A 23,261-nucleotide genomic window follows, 5' to 3' on the forward strand; every position below is an offset into this window, starting at 1 on the left:
CACCGCGGTAGTTGCCGCCGCCGCCGTCACGACCGCCGGGCCCGCCGGGGCGGCCACCGCCGGGCCGCGGGGCGCCGGGCCGGGCGGGGCGGCCCTGACCAGCGGCGCCGCCCGGACGGGGCGGCATGTTGCCGGGCGAGGCGCCCGGACGCGCGCCGCCGGGCCGGGGCGCCCCGGGGCGGGGCACCGGACGCGGGATCGGCCGGTCGACGGGCTGCGCGGAAGAGAACGGGTTGTTGCCGACGCGCGGGGTGCGCACGCCGGGCTTCGGCGCCGGGCCGGGCCGCGGGCCGGGCGTCATGCCCGGCTGGGGGCCGGGCTGGGCGGCCGGCTGCCCGGGCGCGGGCGGCTTCGGCTGTCCGGGCGCGGGGCGGCCGGGCACCGGGCCGGGGCGCGCGGGGGCTTCCGTCGATCCGGACGGCGGCGCGGCGGCGGTCGCCGTCGCGGCGGGCGCGCCGCTCGCCTCGCCGTTACCGATGGCCTTGTCGAGCGCCTGGTCGAGCGACTTGTCCGGGCCCCTGGCGGGCGCCCCCGAACCGGACTTGGCCGCCTTGGCCGCGGTCTTCTCCGGGGCGGCCTTGCCGCCGCCGAAGGATTCGCGCAGCCGGCGAGCGACGGGGGCCTCCACCGTCGACGATGCGGATTTTACGAATTCGCCCTGTTCATTCAGCCGGGCGAGGACTTCCTTGCTGGTGACACCGAGTTCCTTAGCCAACTCGTGTACGCGGGCCTTACCTGCCACTACATCTCCTGTCTATGAGGCGACAGACGTGGGGCCGCGCCTCGGTTTAGCTATGACACATTGTCATCGGGACTTCACGGTGTGCTCATGTTCTTTGCTGCCTCTTCTGTTGGTACCGAGGGGATCGGGTGCGCCTAGTGACTCTAGGTGCTCGACCACCGCGGACACGTCCGGGGAACCGGCGATGCGCAGCGCTCTGGTGAAAGCCCGCCGCCGAATCGCCTGTTGCACGCACTGCGGTTCGGGGTGCAGCCACGCACCCCGCCCCGGCAGGCTACTCCTGGTGTCGACGATCACGGCATATCCGCCGTTCCCGTCCGACACAGCCGCTACGCGAAGCAGTTCGACGGCCAACCCTCGCTTCCGGCACCCGACGCACGTGCGGACTGGTCCGTCCACACATTTGTGCGCCCTGGTTTCGGGTGCCGAAGGTTCGCGCTGGATCACGGCTCAGTCTAGCGTCACTTACCCGATGGTCAGAACCGCCCGAGGGTGCGGGCCGCTCTCCCCGGCGACGCGGCCGTCCGGTCGGTTTGCCGCGCTAGCGGTCGTGCGCCCCCGGATGGGGGGCGCCGCGCTCGGGGTGGGCCTGCGAATGCGCGTCGGATGCACCCGGCGTATCGCCGCGGATGTCGATGCGCCACCCGGTGAGCCGGGCCGCCAACCGCGCGTTCTGGCCCTCCTTGCCGATGGCCAGGGAAAGCTGGAAATCGGGCACCACCACGCGGGCGGCCCGGGCGTTCTGGTCGATGATCGACACGGACACCACCTTGGCCGGCGACAACGCGTTGGCGACGAAGCGGGAAGGGTCTTCGTCGTAGTCGATGATGTCGATCTTCTCCCCGGAGAGCTCGCTCATCACGTTGCGGACCCGCTGGCCCATCGGGCCGATGCAGGCCCCTTTCGCGTTCAGGCCGGAGACGTTGGATTTCACCGCGATCTTGGAGCGATGGCCGGCCTCGCGGGCCACCGCCACGATCTCGACCGAACCGTCGGCGATCTCGGGGACCTCGAGGGAGAACAATTTGCGCACCAGGTTGGGGTGCGTCCGCGACAGCGTGATCAGCGGCTCGCGCGACCCGCGGGTCACCCCGATCACGTAGCAGCGCACCCGGTTGCCGTGCTCGTAGCTTTCGCCGGGCACCTGTTCGGCGGCCGGGATGACCCCCTCGGACGCCTTGGTCTCGGTGCCCATTCGGACCACGACCAGACCGCGGGCGTTGGCGCGGCTGTCGCGCTGGATGACGCCCGCGACGATCTCGCCCTCGCGGGTGGAGAACTCGCCGTAGGTGCGCTCGTTTTCGGCGTCCCGGAACCGCTGCAGCATGACCTGACGCGCGGTGGTCGCGGCGATGCGGCCGAAACCCTCGGGGGTGTCGTCCCATTCGCTGATCACGTTGCCGTCGTCGTCGGTCTCGCGGGCGACGACGCGCACCACACCGGTCTTGCGGTCGATCTCGATGCGCGCGTCGTTCTGGTGGCCCTCGGTGTGCCGGTAGGCGGTGAGCAGCGCCGACTTGATTGTCTCGAGCAGCTCGTTGACCGAAATGCCCCGATCCACCTCGATGGCGTGCAGCGCGGCCATGTCGATGTTCATGCTCCGGCCTCCGTCCTGTCGGCCCGGCCCGCGAGCTCCAACTCCGCCTGGGCTGGCGGCGAAAACTCCACCTGGACAACGGCTTTGGCGATATCGGCGAGCGGAATTTCGCGCACCGTGTAGTCGCGGCCCTGGCGAACCACGAGCGCGACGGCGTGGTCCCGGGTCTCCCCGACCCGGCCGGTCATGCGGGAACCGTCCGCCAGGTCGACGTCCACCTTGCGGCCGCGGGCACGACGGAAGTGCTTTTCGCTGGTCAGCGGGCGTTCCACGCCCGGGGAACTCACCTCGAGGACGTAGCGGTCCCGGATTCCGCCGAGGCCGTCCAGCAAAGTCGACGCGGAGCGTGACAGGTCCGCGATGGTGTCCAGGTCAAGGGCTTTGTCACCGTCGGCGACGACCATGATCCGCGGCGGGCGCGTGCGGGCGTCGATGACCACGTCTTCGATCTCATATCCCGCGCGCGCGAACTCTCCACCGAGTAGCTCGATCACCTGCGTCTGCGAAGGTAGCCCGGTGGTCACGGCGAGCTCCTCATCTTGAGTTGTCCGGTCAGCTGGAGGGCGTCGCCGCCCCGCTGGCTTGCGGGCGGCTCCAGTGTCCCGGCGGAACGCGAGGGCTGCCGTTCCGCGAGAGCCAGCTATCAACGATACGCCAGGATTCGCGTCTGACGGCCGGATCGCGTCCTGGCTTCGTACCCACCGCCGCAGCGATGGCAGGATGTGTTTGTGTCTAGCGCAGTTCCCGTCGTCAACCGGCGGGGTGTGCTCGCCGGCGGCGCGGCTCTGGCTGCGCTCGGGGCCCTCACCTCCGCCTGCGGCGAGTCCCCGCCCAAGCCCCCGGCCGTCGAAGAGTTGCTGGGCCCGTTGGATCAGGCCCGCAAGGACAGCGCGCTGGCCGGCGCGGCCGCGGCGGCCGTCGGCAATCCGCCGCAGATAGCCGCCGCGCTGACGGTGGTCGCCAGCCAGCGCGCCGCGCACGCCCGCGCCCTGTCCACGGAGATCTCGCGGGCCGCCGGCAAGATCACCAGCTCGTCGACGAGCGAGACCGCCACCCCGAGCCCGAGCGCGGCCGAACCGGCGGGTCCGCCGCCGCCCCCGCCCCCGGTGTCCGACGTGATCAACGCGTTGCGTGCCTCGGCGGACAGCGCCAGCCGCCTGGTGGCGGGCGAATCCGGCTACCGCGCGGGGCTGCTCGCGTCGATCATCGCGTCGTGCACGGCGTCGTACACGGTCGCCCTGGTGCCCGGGGGCCCGTCGATATGAGCTCCGGTAAGGACGCCGACAACGCGGCATTGTGCGACGCGCTGGCCATCGAACACTCGACGATCTACGGCTACGGCATGGTCTCGGCGCTGTCGCCGCCCAGCGTGAACGGCATGGTGGTGGAGGCCCTGTTACAGCACCGCCAGCGCCGCGACGACGTGATCGCGATGCTGACCGCCCGCAAGGTCAACGCCCCGGTCGCCGCCCCCGGTTACCAGCTGCCGATGCTGATCGGCAGCGCCGCGGACGCGGCGCGCCTGGCCGCCCGGATGGAGAACGACTGCGCGTCGGCCTGGCGGGTGGTGATCGAGCACGCCGAGACGGCCGACGACCGCGCGTTCGCCGCGACGGCGCTGACGCAGAGCGCCGTGATGGCCGCCCGCTGGAACCGCGTGCTGGGCGCCTGGCCCATCACGACGAGCTTCCCGGGAGGAAACGACTAGCGCCGCAAGGAGTTTGGAGCGCTACCCGCTCAGCGCGGCCGCGACGTCGGCGGCCAGCGTCGGCCCGGTGGCCAGCTCACGCGTCTCGCCGCTGAAGCGGTCGCGCAGCTCGACCACGCCGTTGCCCCAGCCGCGGCCCACCACCAGGATCCACGGCACGCCCAGCAACTCGGCGTCCTTGAACTTGACCCCGGGCGAGGCCTGCCGGTCGTCGAGCAGCACCTCGACGCCCAGCCGGTCCAGGTCGGCGGCCAGCGCGGTCGCCCCGGTGCGGGCGTCCGCGTCCTTGTTGGCGATCACCAGGTGCACGTCGAACGGCGCCACCGAGGCCGGCCAGCGCAGGCCCAGCTCGTCGTGGTGCTGCTCGGCGATGACGGCCACCATGCGCGACACCCCGAGCCCGTAGGAGCCCATCGTCAGCCGCACCGGCTTGCCGTCCTCACCGAGCACGTCGGCGGTGAAGGCGTCGGTGTATTTGCGGCCGAGCTGGAAGATGTGCGCGATCTCGATGCCCCGCGCCGACACCACCGGGCCGGCGCCGTCGGGCGACGGATCGCCGTCGCGCACCTCGGCGGCCTCGATGGTGCCGTCGGCGGTGAAATCCCGGCCGGCCACCAGGCCGACGACGTGGCGGCCCTTCTCGTCCGCCCCGGTGATCCAGCTGGTGCCGTCCACCACCCGCGGGTCGACGAGATAGCGAATGCCGTTGTCGCGCAACGCCTTAGGACCGATATAGCCCTTCACCAGGAACGGGTACTTGGGGAAGTCGGCGTCGTCGAGCAACGCGTACTCGGCCGGATCCAGCGCCGCGCCCAGCCTCTTGTCGTCGACCTCGCGGTCGCCGGGCAGCCCGATGGCCAGCAGCTCCCATTCCCCACCCGGCTGGCGGACCTTGAGCAAGACGTTCTTCAGGGTGTCGGCGGCGGTGACGGTGCGGCCGAGGTCGGCCGCGTTGGCCCACTCGACCAGCGTGGCGATGGTCGGGGTGTCACCGGTGTCGTGGACCACCGCCTCGGGCAGCCCCTCGATGGGCTTGGCCTCCGGGCGCGCGGTGACGACTGCCTCGACGTTGGCCGCATATCCGGACTCCAGGCAGCGCACGAAAGTGTCTTCACCGACCGGACTTTCGGCCAAAAACTCCTCGGAGGCGCTGCCGCCCATCGCCCCCGACACGGCGGAGACGATCACGTAGCGCACCTGGAGCCGATTGAAGATGCGCTGGTAGGCCTCCCGGTGCGCGTGGTAGGCAGCCTTGAGCCCGGCGTCGTCGATGTCGAAGGAGTAGGAGTCCTTCATCACGAACTCGCGCACCCGCAGGATGCCCGCCCGCGGCCGCGCCTCGTCGCGGTACTTGTTCTGGATCTGATAGAGCAGCACCGGAAAGTCTTTGTAGGAGCTGTATTCGCCCTTGACGGTCAGGGTGAACACCTCCTCGTGCGTCGGCCCCAGCAGGTAGTCGTTGCCCCGGCGGTCCTTGACCCGGAACACGCCGTCGCCGTATTCGGTCCACCGGTTCGTGGTCTCGTACGGCGCACGGGGCAGCAGGGCGGGGAACAGGATCTCCTGCCCGCCGATGGCGTTCATCTCCTCGCGGACGATCTTTTCGATCCTGCGCAGCACCCGCAGCCCGAGCGGTAGCCAGCTGTACAACCCGGGCGCCACGGGCCGGACGTAGCCGGCCCGGATCAGCAGTTTGTGGCTGGGCACTTCCGCGTCGGCGGGGTCGTCGCGCAATGTGCGCAAGAACAGCTCGGACATCCGGGTGATCACAGCGGGCCAGCCTAACCGGTCGGGGGTTCAGCGATGGCGGGCGCTCACGTCGGGCGAGGACCACATGGTTCCCGGCCCGCTACGGCACGCCCGCTACGGCGTAGAAGCGAAATCCGTTGAGCTACAGCTCGCCGGCGTCGATCGCTTCCTTCACCTCTTGCGCGTGGGCCACCTGCTCCGGCGTGTAGCCGATCAACAGGGCCGCACCGCCGACGATGACGGCCACGCCGGCCACCCACAGCAGGCCGTAGGTATAGCCCTGATCGAGCGCATGCAACTGGAGGTCGTTCATGACCTTCACCGGGCCGGTGGTGCCGCCCAGGTACAGCGTGCGCGAGGTGATCACGGCCTGGATGACGGCCAGCACCAGCGGTCCGCCGAGGCTCTGCAGCATCAACGCGATCGCCGACACCGGGCCGATCTGGTCGAAACCGACCCCGGCGATGGCCGACAGCGTCAGCGGGACAACGCAGATGCCGATGCCGATACCGCCGACGATGATCGGCAGCACCAGGTTGGGGAAATAGGGCACGCCGCGGTGCATGAAGGCCCAGCCGTAAAGCATTGCCCAGAACAGCAGGACGCCGCCGCCGATCGTCAGCACCCGGGGCGAGAACCGCGACACCAGCTGGGAGGAGACGCCCAGGCCGATCCCCATCGCGATGACGAACGGAATGAAGCCGACGCCCGCGCGCAGCGCGCTGTAGCCGAGGATGTCCTGCACGTACAGGCCGATGCAGACGGTCAGGCTGAACATCAGCCCGCCGGCCAGGAAGATCGCGGCGAAGGTCACCAGCCGGTTGCGGTCGCGGAAGAGACTGAATGGGACGACGGGGTTTTCGGCCGTGCGCTCCACGATGACGAAGGCCAGCGCGGCGGCCAGCGCGACGACACCCGAGGCGATGGTGGTGATCGACACCCAGCCCTTCTCCGGTCCCATCGAGAAGGCGTAGACGGCGGCGGTGCACGCCAGGGTGGCGAGCATGGCGCCGGTGGCGTCGAGCTTCATCCGCTCGCGGTTGGTCTCGCGCAGCGCGGTGCGGGCCAGGTAGATCATCACCAGCCCGATCGGCACGTTCACCAGGAAGGCCAGCCGCCAGGACACCTCGGTCAGCGCCCCGCCGACCACCAGGCCCATCACCGAACCGATGGCCGTCATCGCGGCGAACACCGCCGTCGCGAAGTTACGGGCCGGGCCCTTGGGGAACGTGGTCGCGACGAGCGCCAAGCCCGTCGGCGAGGCGATGGCCGACCCGACGCCCTGGGAGAGCCGCGCGATGACCATCGTCGCCTCGTCCCAGGCGACCGCGCACAGCACCGAGGAAATGGTGAACAGCGCGACGCCGACGATGAAGGTGCGCTTGCGTCCGATGGTGTCGCCCAGCCGGCCGCCCAACAGCATCAGGCCGCCGAAGGTGAGCACATACGCGGTGATCACCCAGCTGCGGCCGGCATCCGAGAGGCTCAGCTCGTTCTGGATCCTAGGCAGCGCCACGATGGCAACGGTGCTGTCCATGGTCGCCAGCAACTGCATACCGCCGATGGCGATCACGGCCGCGATGAAGCGACGCGAAGGCAGCCAGGCCGGGTAGTACTTGCTGAGGCGCGTGGAGGCGGTCTCCGCCGGGCGCTCGGCGCGCACCGGGGCCGGACGATCGGGGCGCGCGGACGCGAATTTCCGCACCGCGCGCTCACTGTCGTTGAGGGCCGTCATAAAGGGTTACCTTACAGTAATCTTAAGATCCGTTTAAAGCCCGAAGGCCGCCACCGGCCCGATCACGATGATCGCGGGAGGTCGGATGCCCTCGGCGCGGATCTTTTCGGGCGTGTCGGCAAGGGTGGCCCGCAAAGTCTGCTGTTCGGCCGTCGTGCCGTGCTGGACCACCAACACCGGCGTATCCGCAGGTCGACCACCTTTTATCAAAGCGTCGGCGAAAAGCTCGATGCGTTCGACGGCCATCAGCAAAACGATGGTGCCCGACAATGCGGCCAGCGCATTCCAATTCACTAACGATTCGGGGTGATCGGGCGCCAGATGCCCGCTGACCACGACGAATTCGTGATTTATCGCCCGATGCGTAACCGGAACGCCCGCCAGGGCGGGCACTCCTATGGCACTTGTCACACCCGGGACCACGATGACCGGGATCCCGGCGTCCACGCACGCCTGCACTTCCTCGTAGCCGCGGGCGAAGACGAACGGGTCCCCGCCCTTGAGCCGGACGACGAACTTTCCGGACCGAGCCCGCTCGATCATGACGTCGTTGATCGCGTCCTGGGCCATCGCCCGCCCGTAGGGGATCTTGGCCGCGTCGATCACCTCCACGTGCGGCGGCAGCTCGGCCAGCAGCTCCGGTGGCGCGAGCCGGTCGGCGACGACGACGTCGGCGTGGGCCAGCAGGCGCCGCCCGCGCACCGTGATCAGTTCGGGGTCGCCGGGGCCGCCGCCGACGAGCGCCACCCCGCCGCGCACGACGTCGGAGGTCACCGCGCTGTCCACGGTGATGACCCCGGTCTGCAGCGCCTCCCGGATGGCCGAGCGGATTGCCGCGGAGCGGCGGTGCTCGCCGCCGGCCAGCACCCCGACCGATAACCCCTCATAACGGAAGGACGCCGGGGTCACCGCGGTCCCCTCCACGGCGATGTCGGCGCGGACGCAGAAGAGGTGGCGGCGTTCGGCCTCGGCGACGACGGCCGCGTTCACTTCCGGGTCGTTGGTGGCGGCGATCGCGTACCAGGCCCCGTCGAGGTCACCGTCGCGGTATTCGCGCAGGGACAACGTGATTCCGGTCATCGCCTCGACCGACCTGGTGGCGCTGCGGGAGATGACGTGAACGTCCGCGCCGCTGGCGATCAGCAGGGGCAGCCGGCGTTGGGCGACCGAGCCGCCGCCGACCACGACGACCTTCTTGCCGGCCAGCCGCAGTCCGGCGAGGTAGGCGTTCTCGGTCACCGGGCAAGCCTAGTGGCGATCGCGAGCGCGGCGGGACGCCGGGCGCTGCGGGTCGCCACCATCAGAACTAGTGGCGATCGCCGCCGCGGCGGGCGGCGGCGTGCGCGACGAACCGCGAGACCGCTTCCGGCGCGGCAGCCGGGTGGGTGTGCAGATACGACGCGTGCACGCCGCCGTACACCACGCCGTCGCGCACGGCGTCCACCCCGGCACCCCGGTACACCCAGGCGGGCTGGTAGCTATCGGTGAAAGTGACTGCGGTGCGGTGGAATTCGTGCCCGACCGCGCGCTGTCCGGCGCGATACAGCGGCGAATCGGCGACGGCCACGGCGTCGCGATAGGCCAGCGTCAGGTGCGGCGTGAACCGCGCCGACCCGGCCAGCACGCCGCACATCGGGTAGCCGTCGAGTTCGGTGGCCAGGTAGATGAGGCCGGCGCATTCGGCGTGAATGGGCGCGCCGGCGGCGGCCAGCTCGTTGATCTGCCGGCGCACGACGTCGTTGGCCGAGAGCTCCGCGGTGAACTGTTCCGGAAACCCGCCGGGCAGCAGCACCGCGTCCGTGCCGTCCGGCAACGGGTCGGCCAGCGGGTCGAATTCGACCACCTCGGCACCCGCGGCCTGAAGCAACTCGGCATGCTCGGCGTAGCCGAAGCTGAACGCCTTTCCCGCCGCCATCGCCACGGTGGCCCGCGCGCCGGGAGCCTCGCCCGCCGCCGTCGCCGGGTCCCACGCAGGGCCGGGGCGGCTCGCCGCCACCGCCGCCACGGCCGTCAGGTCGACATGGCGCGCCACCAGGTCGGTCATCGCCTCGACCGCGAGCCGCGCCCGCCGCCCGTACTCCACCGCTGTCACCAGGCCCAAATACCTTGTCGGGAGCTCCAATTCGGCGGTGCGCGGAATCGCGCCCAGCACCGCGACGCCCGACTGCTCGCAGGCCTGCCGCAACACCTGTTCGTGCCGGGCCGAGCCGACGCGGTTGAGGATCACGCCGCGGACCCGCGTCGCGGCATCGAACGTCGAAAAGCCGTGCAGCAGTGCGGCGATGCTGTGGCTCTGGCCGCGTGCGTCGACCACCAGGATGACCGGCGCGCCCAACAGGCCGGCCACGTGGGCGGTGGACCCCTCCGCGGGGCCGGCGGTGGCGGGACCGATCCGCCCGTCGAAGAGGCCCATCACGCCTTCGATCACTGCGATGTCCGCGCCGTCGGCGCCGTGGGCGTACAGCGGGCCGACGAGGCTCTCGCCGACCAGCACCGGGTCCAGGTTGCGGCCGGGGCGCCCGGCGGCCAGGCCGTGATAACCGGGGTCGATGAAATCCGGGCCGACCTTGAACGGCGCCACGGCATGACCGGCGCGCCGCAGGGCGCCGATCAATCCCGTTGCGACGGTGGTCTTTCCGCTGCCCGACGCCGGTGCGGCGACGACCACCGCGGGGACACTCACCACTCGATGCCCTTCTGCCCCTTGCGGCCCGCGTCCATCGGGTGCTTGATCTTCGTCATCTCGGTCACCAGGTCGGCCGCCTCGATCAACCGCTGCGGGGCATCGCGCCCGGTGATGACCACGTGCTGGTGGCCGGGCCGCGCCAGCAGCACGTCCACCACCTCGTCGACGTCCACCCATCCCCACTTCAGCGGGTAGGTGAACTCGTCGAGCACGTAGAAGTCGTGGCGCTGCTCGGCCAGCCGGCGCGAGATCTCGGCCCACCCGTCGGCGGCCGCCGCCGCGTGGTCGAGTTCGCTGCCCGCCTTGCGCGACCAGGACCACCCCGCGCCCATCTTGTGCCATTCGACGGGCCCGCCGATTCGGTGCTCGTCGTGCACGCGGCCGAGTTGCGCGAAGGCCGACTCCTCGCCCACCTTCCATTTGGCGCTCTTGACGAACTGGAAGACCGCGACGGAAAGCCCGACGTTCCACGCCCGCAACGCCATTCCGAACGCGGCCGTCGATTTCCCCTTGCCGGGGCCGGTGTGCACCGCCAGCACCGGGGTGTTGCGCCGGGCCTTGGTGCTCAGCCCGTCGTCGGGCACCTGTTGGGGGCGGCCTTGTGGCATCGGCGAATACCTTTCTCAGGCCGCGCCGCGCACCGCGCGCGTCAGGGAGTCCGCGTGCAACTGCTCGAGCCGCACCGCCGGCGCACCGAGCCGGCGGGCCAGTTGCTCGGCCAGACCCAGCCGCACATGGGACGTCTCGCAGTCCACGACCACCGCGGCGGCGCCTTCGGATACCAGCCGAGCCGCCGCGATGTTGCTGCGGCGCAACGGGTCCGGCCCCGCGGTGGCCCGACCGTCGGTGAGCACCACCACCAGGGCGCGCCTTGCCCGGTCGCGGGCCTTCTCGCGGACGATCAGCTCACGCGCGGCTAGCAGTCCTTCGGCCAGTGGGGTCTTGCCGCCGGTGTCGAATCGGGCCAGTCGCCGCCCGGCGATGTGCGCCGACGACGTCGGCGGCAGCAGCAACCGCGCCTCCTGCTGGCGGAACGTGATCACGGCGACCTTGTCGCGGCGCTGGTACGCGTCGCGCAGCAGTGACAACGTCGCGCCGCTCACCGCGGCCATGCGGTCGCGCGCAGCCATCGAGCCCGACGCGTCCACGACGAAGATGACCAGGTTGCCTTCGCGCCCCTCACGGATCGCGCGGCGCACGTCGTCCGGACCCGGCCGCAACGGCCCGGCGCCGGAGCGCTCGGCGGCCGAGAGCACGGTGGCGAACAGGTGCAGCCCCTGCGCGCCGGAACCCGTGTCGTCGCCGTCGGCGGCCGCGATCACGCGGCCGGTCGCGTTGCGGGCCCGCGACCGCCGCCCGGGCGCGCCCGCGCCGACCCCGGGCACCGTCAGGGCCCGGGCGCGGAAGGTCTGCGACGGCGGCGCGCTGGGACGCGGCGGCTGCGGCTTGGACGCCGGTCGCGAATCACCTTGCGGCGCAATGTCCTCGGCGGCCCCTCCCCCGCCCGACGGGTCGGGCTCGGGATCCGGATCGTCGTCGCCGGCTTGCGCCAGCGCCTCGTCGAGCTGATCACGGTCGATGCCCGGGTCGTCGAACGGGTCGCGGCGGCGCCGATGCGGCAACGCCAGCTCGGCGGCCACCCGGACGTCCTGCTCTTCGACGGACTTCACCCCGCGCCACGCGGCATGCGCGGCGGCGGTGCGGGCCACCACCAGATCGGCCCGCATCCCGTCCACGTCGAACGCCGCGCAGACCGCGGCGATGCGCCGTAACTCGTTGTCGGGCAACGCCACGTCGGCGACCAGGGCCCGCGCGTCGGCGATGCGCCGGGCCAGCTGCGCCTCGGCGTCGGCGTACCGCTCGGCGAACCCATCCGGGTCGGCCTCGTAGGCCATCCGCTGCCGGACCACCTCCACCCGCACGTCGACATCGCGCGACGCGTGCACGTCGACGGTCAGACCGAACCGGTCCAGCAGCTGCGGACGCAGCTCGCCCTCCTCCGGATTCATGGTGCCGATCAGCACGAAGCGCGCCTCATGCGAATGGGAGATGCCGTCGCGTTCGATGTGCACGCGGCCCATGGCCGCGGCGTCGAGCAGCACGTCCACCAGATGGTCGTGCAGCAGGTTGACCTCGTCGACGTAGAGCACGCCGCCGTGCGCGCGGGCCAGCAGCCCCGGCGAGAACGCGTGCTCGCCGTCACGCAGCACCCGCTGCAGGTCCAGCGAACCGATCACCCGGTCTTCGGTTGCGCCGAGCGGCATTTCGACCAGGCCGGCGCCCTCGCCGCCGGTGGCCGCCGAGAGCAGCGCCGCCAGGCCGCGCACCGCCGTCGACTTGGCCGTGCCCTTCTCGCCGCGGATGAGCGCGCCGCCGATCTCCGGGCGCACCGCGCACAACAGCAGCGCCAGGCGCAGCTGGTCGTGCCCGACGATCGCGCTGAACGGATACGGCTTCACGGCAGCTCCGTCAGGCCGGAGCCGGGGCGTGCAGGCTTGAGCATCGGCACGTGCGGAATCCCGTCGTCGACGAAATCCTCACCGGCGCGGACGAACCCGTGCTGGGCGTACATGTCGGCCAGGTAGGTCTGCGCGTCGATCCGGCACGGGTAGTCGCCCACCTCGGCCAGGGCGGCACGCAGCAGCCGGGTCGTGTGTCCCTGTCCGCGCGCGCTGCGCTTGGTGCACAACCGGCCGATCCGGAACGCCTTCTGACCGCCAGCGTGCTCCTCCATCAACCGCAGCGTGCAGATCACCTCGCCGTCGGGCGTCTCCAGCCAGAAGTGCCGCGTCTCGGCGAGCAGGTCGCGCCCGTCCAACTCCGGGTATGGGCACGCCTGCTCCACCACGAACACCTCCACCCGAAGCTTGAGCAGCTCGTAAAGGGTCCGGGCGCCAAGGTCTTTGGCCCAAGACCGACGCAACGCCTCACTCATGACCGAACCCCCGAATCGGACTTCAACCGCAACGCCTCGGTGCCCCAGGACCACACCTCGTCGTACAGCGCCGGTTCGCGAGACAGCTCGACCCCCAGCGACGGCACCATCTCCTTGAGCGCGGGCAGCCAGGACGGATAGCGGTCGGCGAAGCAGCGCGCAAGCACCTCGAGCATGGCCGCCACCGCCGTCGACGCCCCCGGGGAGCCCCCCAGCAGCCCGGCGATGGTGCCATCGGCATCCGCCAGCACGGTGGTGCTGAAGTCCAGCACGCCCCCCTTGCCGCGGTCCCGCCGAATCACCTGCACGCGTTGACCGGCCACGGTCAACTCCCAATCCGAATCGGTTGCGCTGGGCGCGAATTCGCGTAGGGCGTCGATCCGATCGGGTTCGGACAGCCGCAGCTGGCCGATCAGGTACCTCACCAGCGTCAGCTGGGTGAGGCCGACACCGAGCATGGACACCGCGTTGTCCGGTTTCACCGAGCGGGCCAGGTCCGAAAGACGGCCGTGTTTCAAGAACTTCGGTGACCAACCGGCGAAGGGCCCGAACACCAGCCACGACTTGCCGTTGACGAACCGGAGGTCCAGGTGCAGCGCGCCGAGCGGTGGGGCGCCCGCCGCCGGAACGCCGTACACCTTGGCCCGGTGCGCGGCGGTGAGCGCCGGGTTGTCGGTGCGCAGGAACCGGCCGCCGATGGGGAATCCGGCGAAGCCCCTGACCTCCTTGATGCCCGACTTCTGCAACAGCGGCAGCGCGTCGCCGCCGGCTCCGACGAAGACGAATTTGGCTTCCAGCCGGTGTTTTTCGCCGGTGCGGCGATTGCGGAGCCGCAGGGTCCAGCCGCCGTCCGGCCGGCGGGTCAGATCGCGGACCTCGTGGCCGAACAGCGCGGTCGCGCCGCCCTGCACGCAGAAGCCGACGAGCTGGCGGGCCAGCGCGCCGAAGTCGACGTCGGTGCCGTGGGGCGCCCAGTTGAGCGCGGTCGGTTCGGTGAAGTCGCGCCTGGCGGCCATGAACGGTAGCCGGCGGGCGAACTCTTGCGGGTCGTCGATGAATTCGGTGCCGGCGAAGAGCGGGTTGGCCGCGAGGGCCCGCTGCCGGCGCCGCAGAAAGTCGACGCCCTGCGCCCCGCGCACGAAACTCACGTGTGGGAGCGGGTTGAGGAAGTCGGTGTCGGTCAGGATCCCGTTCTCGACGGCGTAGGCCCAGAATTGCCGGCTCACCTGGAACTGCTCGTTGATGCGCACCGCTTTGGTGATGTCGATAGAGCCGTCCGGGTTTTGCGGGGTGTAGTTGAGCTCGCACAGCGCGGAGTGCCCGGTGCCGGCGTTGTTCCAGGGGCTGCTGCTTTCGGCGGCGACGGCGTCCAGCCGTTCGACGATCGTCATCGACCAGTCGGGCTGCAGCCGCCGCAGCAACGCGCCCAGGGTGGCGCTCATGATGCCCGCGCCCACCAGCACGACGTCCGTCCGTGCGGTTCGGGCTAACGACGACACCTGCTCCCGGTCCTTTCCTCGACTGTGCCGGTCCCCAGGCTATCCCGAGGCGAACCGGGCACGACCGGCATGCGCCTCCCCGCGACCAGCAAAACCTCTAAGCTGGCCTCGTGACTGGCTGGGTGCCCGATGTCCTGCCCGGTTATTGGCAGCGCACCATCCCGCTCGGGCCCGACCCGGTCGGTGAGGGCGAGATCGTCGCGACGCTGATCCGGCGCGGCGAGCCGACCGGTCCCCACGGGACCGGCCATGCGGTGCTCGCCGTGCACGGCTACACCGACTACTTCTTCCACACGGCGCTGGCCGATCACTTCGCCGACCGGGGCTTCGCCTTCTACGCGCTGGACCTACAGAAATGCGGACGGTCGCGCCGCGACGGCCAGACGCCGCACTTCATCACCAACCTCGACGACTACGACGCCGAGCTCGGGCAAGCGCTGGCGGTCATCCGCGAAGAGGAGCGGCCCGCCAAGGTCCTGGTGTACGGCCATTCCGCCGGCGGGCTCATCGTGTCGCTGTGGCTGGACCGGCTCCGCCGGCGCGACGCCGCGGCCCACGCCGGCATCGCGGGCTTGGTGCTCAACAGCCCCTTCCTGGACCTGCACGGGCCCGCGGTGCTGCGCCTGTCGGTGACGTCGACGCTGATCGCGGGGCTGTCCCGGGTGCGGTCCAAGGGCGTGGTGCGTTCGCCCACCGAGGGCGGCTACGGCACCACCCTGCACCGCGACTATTACGGCGAGTTCGATTACAACCTGCAGTGGAAACCGGTGGGCGGCTTTCCCATCACGCTCGGTTGGCTGCACGCCGTCCGCCGCGGCCAGGTCCGGCTGCACCGCGGGCTGGACGTCGGGGTGCCCAACCTGATCCTGCGTTCGGATCACACCGTGCGGGAAACCAGCGACGCGGCGTCCATGCAAAGCGGTGACGCGGTTCTCGACGTCAGCCAGATCGCCCGGTGGGCCGGGTGCATCGGGAATCGCAGCACCGTCGTCCCGATCGGCGACGCCAAACACGATGTCTTCCTTTCGCTGCCGGGGCCGCGGGAGGCGGCCTATCGCCAGCTTGACCGCTGGCTGGACGAGTACCTCAACGCCGATCGCACCCAGCCATCGAAGCGGGGGTGAGGAGATGGAGACATACGACCTCGCGATCATCGGGACCGGTTCGGGCAACAGCATTTTCGACGATAGATTCAAGGAGATGCGAACGGCGCTGTGCGAGCACGGCACCTTCGGCGGCACCTGCCTGAACGTGGGCTGCATCCCGACTAAGATGTTCGTCTACGCCGCCGAAGTGGCCACGACGATCCGCGGCGCGGCGCGCTACGGGGTCGACGCGCACATCGACGGGGTGCGCTGGGACGACATCGTCTCGCGCATCTTCGGACGCATCGATCCGATCTCGATGAGCGGCGAAGACTACCGCCGCTCATCACCCAACGTCGACCTGTACGGCCAGCACACCCGGTTCGGGCCGGTTCAGCCCGACGGGCGCTACCTGTTGCGCACCGACGCCGGCGACGAATTCACCGCCGACCGGGTGGTGATCGCGGCGGGGTCGCGGCCGGTGATCCCGCCGGCGATCCTCGACTGCGGCGTCGCCTATCACACCAGCGACACGATCATGCGCATCGCCGAGCTGCCCGGGCACCTCGTCATCGTCGGAAGCGGCTATGTGGCAGCAGAATTCGCTCACGTGTTCTCCTCTCTGGGCGTGCGCGTCACGCTGGTGTGCAGAGGCGCCACCATGCTGCGGAATTCCGACGACACCATCTGCAAACGCTTCACCCGCATCGCCGCCGCCAAATGGGAGCTGCGCATGCACCGCAATGTCGTGGGCGGCAGCAACGAAGGCTCCGGCGTCGCGTTGCGACTCGACGACGGGTCGACGCTGCACGCCGACCTGCTGCTGGTCGCAACGGGCCGGTTGTCCAACGCCGACCTGCTGGACGCCGAACAGGCCGGCGTCGACGTCGAGGACGGCCGGGTGGTGGTCGACGAGTACCAACGCACCTCGGCCCGTGGCGTTTTCGCCCTCGGCGACGTCAGCTCGCCCTACCAGCTCAAGCACGTCGCCAACCACGAGGCCCGCGTCGTTCAGCACAACCTGTTCTGCGACTGGGACGACACCGAGTCGATGGCGCGGACCGACCACCGCTACGTGCCGTCGGCGGTGTTCACCGATCCGCAGCTGGCGGCCGTCGGTCTGACCGAAACACAGGCGATGGCAAGGGGATTCGACATCTCGGTCGCGATCCACGATTACGGCGACGTCGCCTACGGCTGGGCGATGGAGGACACCACCGGGATAGTGAAGCTCATCGCCGAGCGCAACACCGGCTGCTTGCTCGGCGCGCACATCATGGGCCCGCAGGCATCCTCGATCATCCAGCCGCTGATTCAGGCGATGAGCTTCGGGTTGACCGCTCCGGAGATGGCCCGCGGCCAGTACTGGATCCACCCGGCGCTGCCCGAAGTGGTCGAGAACGCGCTACTGGATTTGGGTCGCCACCAGTAGACCGAGCTCAGCGCCGCTGACACTGCGGGCACAGGCCGTGCAGCGTCAGGCCCGCCGCCTCGGACAGCGCGAAGGAACTGCCCGCCATCGCGTGTTCGAGCGCCGAACTGAGCTGGCGGGCGGGCACCTCGATGATCGCGCCGCATTCGGTGCAGACGGCGTGATGGTGCGGCGCGGTGGCCATCCCGTAAGTGGTGACACCGCCGTCGACGGTCAAGGCGTGCAGCACTTTCTGCTCGACCAGGGTGGTCACCGTGCGATAGATGGTCGCCACGTCGGGGGCGTGGGCGCCGTGCGGCAGGCAGGCCCGCACCCGCTTGTGGATCTCTGCCACCGGCAGGTGCCCGTCGACCGGCTCGAGCACGGCCAGCACCTGGATTCGCGACGACATCCGCCGCAGCCCCCGCGCGCGCAGCAGATCGCCGATCCGGGCGGTGACCGACGGGTCGAGTGCCGCTGGCTTGGGCGTCACCCGTTCAGTGTCGCGCCGCCACACCGGCCGCGCCAGTTTTCGGCCGAATTCGCCGGTACCCCCCGTCTCGATTCCTGCGACCCGCTTGCATCTGGCCGACGGCGGCACATACAGTCGTGCCGTCGGTTCCCCCGCCCGACGCTGGAAGGAATCCAGTGGCCAGCACCGAGCTCGACGGGCGCCCGTCATGGACGGCCAAGCTTCGCGACGCGTTGACGCCGGCGGAGTGGTGGCGGCTCGCGGCGATGGCGGCGGTCGTCGTCGCGCTCCACGTGATCGGCTGGTTCACCTTGGTGGCCCTGGTGGCCCCCGCGCAATTCAGCCTCGGCGGCAAGGCATTTGGCGTCGGCGTCGGGCTGACGGCCTACACCCTTGGCCTGCGGCACGCGTTCGACGCCGACCACATCGCCGCCATCGACAACACCACGCGCAAGCTGATGAACGACGGGCAACGACCCCTGGCGGTGGGATTCTTCTTCTCGCTGGGCCATTCCACCGTGGTCTTCGGGCTGGCGGTCCTGCTGGCGTCCGGGGTCAAGACGATCGTCGGACCGGTGCGCGACGACTCGTCCGCGCTGCACCACTACACGGGGCTGATCGGCACCGGCGTCTCCGGGGTCTTCCTCTACGTGATCGCCCTCCTCAACGTGGTTGTGCTGGTGGGCATCCTGCGGGTGTTCGCCCGGCTGCGTCGCGGTGACTACGACCCCGACACCGACGGGGCCGAACTCGAGCGGCAGCTCAACGACCGCGGACTGATGAACCGATTCCTCGGCCGCTTCACCACATCGATCACCAAGTCGTGGCACTCCTATCCGGTCGGGGTGCTGTTCGGGCTCGGCTTCGACACCGCCACCGAGATCGCGCTGCTGGTCCTGGCCGGCAGCAGCGCGGCCGCCGGGTTGCCGTGGTACGCCATCGTGTGCCTGCCGGTGCTGTTCACCGCCGGCATGTGCCTGCTGGACACCATCGACGGCTCGTTCATGAACTTCGCGTACGGCTGGGCCTTTTCCAACCCGGTGCGCAAGATCTACTACAACATCACCATCACCGCGCTGTCGGTCCTCGTCGCGTTGGTGATCGGCAGCGTCGAACTACTAGCCCTGTTCGCCGAGCAGTTCGGCTGGCGGGGGGCGTTCTGGAGCTGGATCGGCGGGCTGGATCTCAACACCGTCGGCTATTTCGTGGTGGGCGCCTTCGTCGTCACCTGGGCGGTGGCGGTGCTGGTCTGGCGCTACGGTCGCCTCGAACAGAAGTGGGCTGCCTCTTGACACCGCTGCGTTCCGGGGCCGTTCGGGTGTAGAACAGTGCTCATGGGCCTGGCGCGGACGAAGGTGGTCGGCGGTGCATGAGCTGTCGCTGTGCGAAGCGATCGCCGGTGTGGCCAAGACGCACGCCGACGGTCGGCACGTGGACGTGGTGCGGGTGCGGATCGGGGCGCTTCGCCAGGTGGTGCCCGAGTCGCTGTCGTTCTGCTGGACGCTGGTGCGCGACGCCGAGAACATGCCGGAGGCCGAGCTGGAACTCGAGTGCGTGGGGGCCGAGGTGCGCTGCCGCGCGTGCGGCCGGCGATCGGAGATCACGTCGGCCTGGTCCATCTGGTGCCCGCGGTGCGACAGCTCCGACGTCGAGGTGTTGCAGGGCAACGAGTTCTTGGTGACGTCCCTGGACGTCTCGTGAAAAGCGACCGTTCCGAACGGATTTGACCATGGGCAGATTTCACCGGCACGACGACGGAACCGTGCACACCCACGACCACGACGATCCGGATCACCAGCACGGCGACCACGGCGGGTACCGGACCGGCAGGCAACGCGTCGACGTGCTGGAGGCCATCTTCGCCGAGAACGACCTCCTCGCCGATGCCAACCGGACGGCATTCGAGACCAATGGGGTGCGCACCCTCAACCTGATGAGCTCGCCGGGATCGGGCAAGACGACCGTCCTGCAGGCCACGCTCGACGAGCTGGCCGGGGAACTCGCGATCGGGGTGATCGAGGGTGACATCGCCACCGATCTGGACGCGGCCAAGCTCAGCGGTCGCGGCGCCCAGGTGTCACTGCTCAACACCAGCAACGGTTTTGGCGGCGAATGCCACCTCGACGCGCCGATGGTCAACCGCGCGCTTCCCGGCCTCGACCTGGCCGCGCTCGACCTGGTGATCATCGAGAACGTCGGCAACCTGGTCTGCCCGGCGGAGTTCGACGTCGGCGAGCACGCCAAGGCCATGGTGTACTCCGTGACCGAGGGCGAGGACAAGCCACTGAAGTATCCGGTGATGTTCCGGTCGGTGGACGTGGTGCTGCTCAACAAGATTGACTTGGTCCCCCACCTCGACGTCGACGTCGACACCTACATCGAGCACGTGCGCAAGGTCAACGCGACGGCGACCATCCTGCCGCTCAGCGCGCGCACCGGCGCCGGGATGGGCGCGTGGTTCGGGTGGCTGCGACGCTTCGCCGCGGAGCCGCCGGGCTAGCGCTCTACTTGCAAGGATTTCGCATGAGGCCGGGGCCCTCCGGTGCGCCCTCGGCAATGCAACGGTTGTCTAAGTACTTTGTGCCGCAGAACCGTTGACACACCTGGCGGTGAGGAGTAGACCCGGAAATTAGCGCTGCGCAAGTGGGCCGACGGTCGACTCCGGCGGCGCAGGGGCCCCAGCCCGGCCCCGGAAAGCTGCAGCATGCCAACAGAAGCAGCAGTCAAAGCGGAAGAAACGTTGATCCACGTTCTATGGATCAATGCCGGGCTCAGTTGTGATGGCGATTCGGTGGCGCTGACTGCCGCCACCCAACCCACCGTCGAGGAGATCGCCCTGGGGGCTTTGCCGGGGCTTCCGAAGGTCGCCGTGCACTGGCCACTGATCGACTTCGAGTGCGGACCCAACGGGGGGGCGGACGACTTCTTGTCCTGGTTCTTCAAAGCCGACCGCGGCGAGTTGGAACCCTTCGTGCTCGTCGTCGAGGGGTCGATCCCCAACGAGAAGATCAAAGACGAGGGCTACTGGTGCGGGTTCGGCAACGATCCGGCCACCGGCCAGCCGATGACCACCAGCGAGTGGCTCGACCGGTTGGCGCCCAAGGCCACCGCGATCGTCGCCGTCGGGACCTGCGCCACCTACGGCGGCATCCACGCCATGGCCGGCAACCCGACGGGCGCGATGGGGGTGCCCGACTACCTGGGGTGGGAGTGGAAGAGCAAGGCCGGCATTCCGATCGTGTGCGTGCCCGGTTGCCCCATCCATCCCGACAACCTGTCGGAGACGCTGACCTATCTGCTCTACATGGCGACGGGTCAGGCTCCGATGATTCCGCTCGACGACGCGCTGCGCCCGAAGTGGTTGTTCGGCAACACCGTCCACGAGGGCTGCGACCGGGCCGGCTACTACGAGCAGGGCGACTTCGCCACCGAATACGGATCGCCGAAATGCATTGTGAAGCTGGGCTGTTGGGGCCCGGTAGTCAAATGCAACGTGCCGAAGCGGGGATGGATCAACGGCGTCGGCGGCTGCCCGAACGTAGGCGGGATCTGCATCGGCTGCACCATGCCGGGCTTCCCCGACAAGTTCATGCCGTTCATGGACGAGCCGCCGGGCGGCAAGGTTTCCACGACCGCGTCGGGCCTGTACGGCACCGTGATTCGCAATTTGAGGGGTATCACGGCGCGCACCGTCGACAAGGAACCGCGGTGGCGCCACAACGGGAACCAACTCACCACCGGGGCGCGCCGGACCTGGTAGGTCACCTACCCGGTCGGCGCGCTTCGTTCTCACCATCTGAGCCTTCGGGCTGCCGAGCCCACAGCGGGAAGAAGAAGTGCGATGACAACCATCATTCCGGAACCCACCCACGCCAAGCGGGAGCCCGGCCAGCTGGTCGACATGGCGTGGGACCCGATCACCAGGATCGTGGGCAGCCTGGGCATCTACACGAAGATCGACTTCGAGAACCGCGAAGTCGTCGAGTGCCACAGCACCTCGTCGATCTTCCGCGGCTACTCGATCTTCATGAAGGGCAAGGATCCTCGCGACGCCCACTTCATCACCAGCCGCATCTGCGGCATCTGCGGCGACAACCACGCCACCTGCTCGTGCTACGCGCAGAACATGGCCTACGGCGTCAAGCCGCCGCACCTCGGCGAGTGGATCGTCAACCTGGGCGAGGCCGCGGAATACATGTTCGACCACAACATCTTCCAGGAGAACCTGGTCGGCGTGGACTTCTGCGAGAAGATGGTCTCCGAGACCAATCCGAGCGTGCTGTCGCTGGCGGAGAAGACGCCGGCGCCGCAGGCGGAGGCGCACGGCTACCGGACGATCGCCGACATCATGCGCTCGCTCAACCCGTTCACCGGTGAGTTCTACCGGGAGGCGCTGGCGGTCAGCCGCTGGACGCGAGAGATGTTCTGCCTCATGGAGGGCCGCCACGTGCACCCGTCCACCCTGTACCCCGGCGGGGTGGGCACGGTCGCGACCATCCAGTTGATGACCGACTACATGACCCGGCTGATGCGCTATGTGGAGTTCATGAAGAAGGTCGTGCCCATGCACGACGACCTGTTCGACTTCTTCTATGAGGCGCTGCCCGGTTACGAGAAGGTCGGGCTGCGCCGCACCCTGCTCGGCTGCTGGGGCTCGTTCCAGGACCCCGAGGTGTGCAACTTCGAGTACAAGGACATGGAACGCTGGGGCAACGCGATGTTCGTGACCCCGGGCGTGGTGGTGGACGGCAAGTTGGTCACCCACTCGCTGGTGGACATCAACCTGGGCATCCGAATCCTTTTGGGCAGTTCGTATTACGACGACTGGACCGATCAGGAGATGTTCGTCAAGACCGACCCGCTCGGCAACGCGGTGGACCGGCGCCACCCGTGGAACCAGCACACCAACCCGCATCCGCAGAAGCGGGACATGGACGGCGGCAAGTACAGCTGGGTGATGTCGCCGCGCTGGTTCGACGGCACGGACCACCTGGCGCTGGACACCGGCGGCGGGCCGCTGGCCCGGTTGTGGGCGACGGCGCTGGCCGGGCTCGTCGACATCGGCTACGTCAAGGCGACCGGCAACAGCGTGAAGATCAACCTGCCCAAGACGGCGCTCAAACCCCCGGTGGAGTTCGAGTGGAAGGTGCCCAAGTACGGCAGCAACACGATCGAACGCGACCGCGCGCGCACCTACTTCCAGGCCTACGCGGCCGCGTGCGCGCTGCACTTCGCCGAGAAGGCGCTCGAGGAGATCCGCGCCGGGCGCACCAAGACGTGGGAGCGCTTCGAGGTGCCCGACGAGGCCATCGGGTGCGGGTTCACCGAGGCGGTGCGCGGCGTGCTCAGCCACCACCTGGTGATCCGGGACGGCAAGATCGCCAACTACCACCCGTACCCGCCCACCCCGTGGAACGCCAACCCCCGCGACAGCTACGGCACCCCGGGGCCCTACGAGGACGCGGTGCAGGGCCAGCCGATCTTCGAGGAGAACGACCGGGAGAACTTCAAGGGCATCGACGTGATGCGCACGGTGCGCAGCTTCGACCCGTGCCTGCCCTGCGGTGTGCACATGTATCTGGGTAAGGGCAAGACCCTCGACAGACTGCACACACCAACCCAGTCGCCCGCCGGGGAGTGAG

22 protein-coding genes are annotated in these 23,261 nt (G+C 69.6%); 9 read left to right on the top strand and 13 right to left on the bottom strand.

Translation table 11 applies throughout. The features are described 5' to 3' along the window. The 4 genes from A5730_RS14905 to rimP form a co-directional block, all read right to left on the bottom strand. A partial coding sequence (locus A5730_RS14905) for a translation initiation factor IF-2 N-terminal domain-containing protein (protein WP_197506264.1) occupies window positions 1–742 on the bottom strand: 742 nt, incomplete at its 3' end. 63 nt (window positions 743–805) lie between these two features. Next, window positions 806–1,189: a YlxR family protein gene (locus A5730_RS24375; protein WP_197281099.1), complete on the bottom strand. Its 384-nt coding sequence runs from the start codon at window positions 1,187–1,189 to the stop codon at window positions 806–808. A gap of 94 nt (window positions 1,190–1,283) precedes the next feature. After that, the gene (gene nusA / locus A5730_RS14910) at window positions 1,284–2,339 is read right to left on the bottom strand and encodes a transcription termination factor NusA (protein WP_067901663.1); all 1,056 of its coding nucleotides are present in this window, start codon (window positions 2,337–2,339) and stop codon (window positions 1,284–1,286) included. Next, a complete protein-coding gene (rimP, locus tag A5730_RS14915; protein WP_067901666.1) occupies window positions 2,336–2,863 on the bottom strand; it encodes a ribosome maturation factor RimP in 528 nt (175 codons plus the stop codon). Before rimP ends, nusA begins: the two co-directional genes overlap by 4 nt. Before the next feature lie 204 nt (window positions 2,864–3,067). On the opposite strand from rimP, the gene A5730_RS14920 reads away from it, so the two are divergent. Next, window positions 3,068–3,604, top strand: coding sequence for a hypothetical protein (locus A5730_RS14920; protein ID WP_067901873.1), 537 nt, complete (start codon window positions 3,068–3,070; stop codon window positions 3,602–3,604). Continuing rightward, window positions 3,601–4,047: a ferritin-like domain-containing protein gene (locus A5730_RS14925; protein WP_055400388.1), complete on the top strand. Its 447-nt coding sequence runs from the start codon at window positions 3,601–3,603 to the stop codon at window positions 4,045–4,047. Before A5730_RS14920 ends, A5730_RS14925 begins: the two co-directional genes overlap by 4 nt. 21 nt (window positions 4,048–4,068) lie before the next feature. Here A5730_RS14925 and A5730_RS14930 read toward each other — a convergent pair whose 3' ends face one another. The 8 genes from A5730_RS14930 to mqo form a co-directional block, all read right to left on the bottom strand. Further along, window positions 4,069–5,817, bottom strand: coding sequence for a proline--tRNA ligase (locus A5730_RS14930; RefSeq protein ID WP_067901670.1), 1,749 nt, complete (start codon window positions 5,815–5,817; stop codon window positions 4,069–4,071). 121 nt (window positions 5,818–5,938) lie between these two features. Next, window positions 5,939–7,531 carry an MFS transporter gene (locus A5730_RS14935; RefSeq protein WP_067901673.1) on the bottom strand — a complete coding sequence of 531 codons (1,593 nt, stop codon included), beginning with the start codon at window positions 7,529–7,531 and terminating at the stop codon, window positions 5,939–5,941. Between the two features lie 33 nt (window positions 7,532–7,564). Continuing rightward, the gene (cobA, locus tag A5730_RS14940; protein WP_067901676.1) at window positions 7,565–8,770 is read right to left on the bottom strand and encodes a uroporphyrinogen-III C-methyltransferase; all 1,206 of its coding nucleotides are present in this window, start codon (window positions 8,768–8,770) and stop codon (window positions 7,565–7,567) included. A 67-nt stretch (window positions 8,771–8,837) separates the two neighbouring features. Continuing rightward, window positions 8,838–10,214, bottom strand: coding sequence for a cobyrinate a,c-diamide synthase (locus A5730_RS14945; RefSeq protein WP_067901679.1), 1,377 nt, complete (start codon window positions 10,212–10,214; stop codon window positions 8,838–8,840). Then, window positions 10,211–10,825, bottom strand: a complete 615-nt coding sequence (cobO, locus tag A5730_RS14950; protein WP_067901682.1) for a cob(I)yrinic acid a,c-diamide adenosyltransferase — start codon at window positions 10,823–10,825, stop codon at window positions 10,211–10,213. Before cobO ends, A5730_RS14945 begins: the two co-directional genes overlap by 4 nt. Window positions 10,826–10,840: 15 nt before the next feature. Then, window positions 10,841–12,676, bottom strand: coding sequence for a magnesium chelatase subunit D family protein (locus A5730_RS14955; protein WP_067901685.1), 1,836 nt, complete (start codon window positions 12,674–12,676; stop codon window positions 10,841–10,843). Then, a complete protein-coding gene (locus A5730_RS14960) occupies window positions 12,673–13,152 on the bottom strand; it encodes a GNAT family N-acetyltransferase (protein ID WP_067901688.1) in 480 nt (159 codons plus the stop codon). The genes A5730_RS14955 and A5730_RS14960 overlap by 4 nt, the downstream gene beginning before the upstream one ends. Beyond that, entirely contained in the window at window positions 13,149–14,651 is a 1,503-nt protein-coding gene (mqo, locus tag A5730_RS14965; protein WP_082946845.1) for a malate dehydrogenase (quinone), read from the bottom strand. Before mqo ends, A5730_RS14960 begins: the two co-directional genes overlap by 4 nt. A gap of 110 nt (window positions 14,652–14,761) precedes the next feature. Between mqo and A5730_RS14970 the strand changes: the two genes are divergently transcribed. Then, entirely contained in the window at window positions 14,762–15,775 is a 1,014-nt protein-coding gene (locus A5730_RS14970) for an alpha/beta hydrolase (protein WP_231994690.1), read from the top strand. Between the two features lie 4 nt (window positions 15,776–15,779). Next, window positions 15,780–17,168, top strand: a complete 1,389-nt coding sequence (gene mtr / locus A5730_RS14975) for a mycothione reductase (protein ID WP_067901694.1) — start codon at window positions 15,780–15,782, stop codon at window positions 17,166–17,168. A 7-nt stretch (window positions 17,169–17,175) separates the two neighbouring features. On the opposite strand, the gene A5730_RS14980 is transcribed toward mtr, so the two are convergent. After that, a complete protein-coding gene (locus A5730_RS14980; RefSeq protein ID WP_067815479.1) occupies window positions 17,176–17,640 on the bottom strand; it encodes a Fur family transcriptional regulator in 465 nt (154 codons plus the stop codon). 155 nt (window positions 17,641–17,795) lie between these two features. On the opposite strand from A5730_RS14980, the gene A5730_RS14985 reads away from it, so the two are divergent. The 5 genes from A5730_RS14985 to A5730_RS15005 all read left to right on the top strand — a co-directional run bounded on the left by A5730_RS14985 (window position 17,796) and on the right by A5730_RS15005 (window position 23,260). After that, window positions 17,796–18,911 (top strand): HoxN/HupN/NixA family nickel/cobalt transporter, encoded by a 1,116-nt coding sequence (locus A5730_RS14985; protein WP_067901697.1) that lies wholly within the window; start codon window positions 17,796–17,798, stop codon window positions 18,909–18,911. A 73-nt stretch (window positions 18,912–18,984) separates the two neighbouring features. Continuing rightward, a complete protein-coding gene (locus A5730_RS14990) occupies window positions 18,985–19,320 on the top strand; it encodes a hydrogenase maturation nickel metallochaperone HypA (protein ID WP_055400412.1) in 336 nt (111 codons plus the stop codon). Between the two features lie 28 nt (window positions 19,321–19,348). Then, complete coding sequence (gene hypB, locus A5730_RS14995; RefSeq protein WP_067901700.1) at window positions 19,349–20,119, top strand: hydrogenase nickel incorporation protein HypB; 771 nt, start codon at window positions 19,349–19,351, stop codon at window positions 20,117–20,119. Window positions 20,120–20,323: 204 nt separating this feature from the next. Continuing rightward, window positions 20,324–21,379 carry a hydrogenase expression protein HypE gene (locus A5730_RS15000; RefSeq protein ID WP_067901703.1) on the top strand — a complete coding sequence of 352 codons (1,056 nt, stop codon included), beginning with the start codon at window positions 20,324–20,326 and terminating at the stop codon, window positions 21,377–21,379. An 81-nt stretch (window positions 21,380–21,460) separates the two neighbouring features. Then, window positions 21,461–23,260 (top strand): nickel-dependent hydrogenase large subunit, encoded by a 1,800-nt coding sequence (locus A5730_RS15005; protein ID WP_067901706.1) that lies wholly within the window; start codon window positions 21,461–21,463, stop codon window positions 23,258–23,260. Window position 23,261: the final 1 nt, after the last annotated feature.

Origin of the sequence: Mycobacterium sp. ACS4054, assembly GCF_001667275.1 — a bacterium.
Lineage (GTDB): Bacteria > Actinomycetota > Actinomycetes > Mycobacteriales > Mycobacteriaceae > Mycobacterium.

Bases quoted from the DNA above. Each gene is read 5' to 3' on its own strand.
- A5730_RS15005 (WP_067901706.1), top strand. From the start codon at position 21,461: ATGACAACCATCATTCCGGAACCCACCCACGCCAAGCGGGAGCCCGGC.
- nusA (WP_067901663.1), bottom strand. From the start codon at position 2,339: ATGAACATCGACATGGCCGCGCTGCACGCCATCGAGGTGGATCGGGGC.
- hypB (WP_067901700.1), top strand. From the start codon at position 19,349: ATGGGCAGATTTCACCGGCACGACGACGGAACCGTGCACACCCACGAC.
- A5730_RS14935 (WP_067901673.1), bottom strand. From the start codon at position 7,531: ATGACGGCCCTCAACGACAGTGAGCGCGCGGTGCGGAAATTCGCGTCC.
- A5730_RS15000 (WP_067901703.1), top strand. From the start codon at position 20,324: ATGCCAACAGAAGCAGCAGTCAAAGCGGAAGAAACGTTGATCCACGTT.
- A5730_RS14925 (WP_055400388.1), top strand. From the start codon at position 3,601: ATGAGCTCCGGTAAGGACGCCGACAACGCGGCATTGTGCGACGCGCTG.
- cobO (WP_067901682.1), bottom strand. From the start codon at position 10,825: ATGCCACAAGGCCGCCCCCAACAGGTGCCCGACGACGGGCTGAGCACC.
- mtr (WP_067901694.1), top strand. From the start codon at position 15,780: ATGGAGACATACGACCTCGCGATCATCGGGACCGGTTCGGGCAACAGC.
- A5730_RS14960 (WP_067901688.1), bottom strand. From the start codon at position 13,152: ATGAGTGAGGCGTTGCGTCGGTCTTGGGCCAAAGACCTTGGCGCCCGG.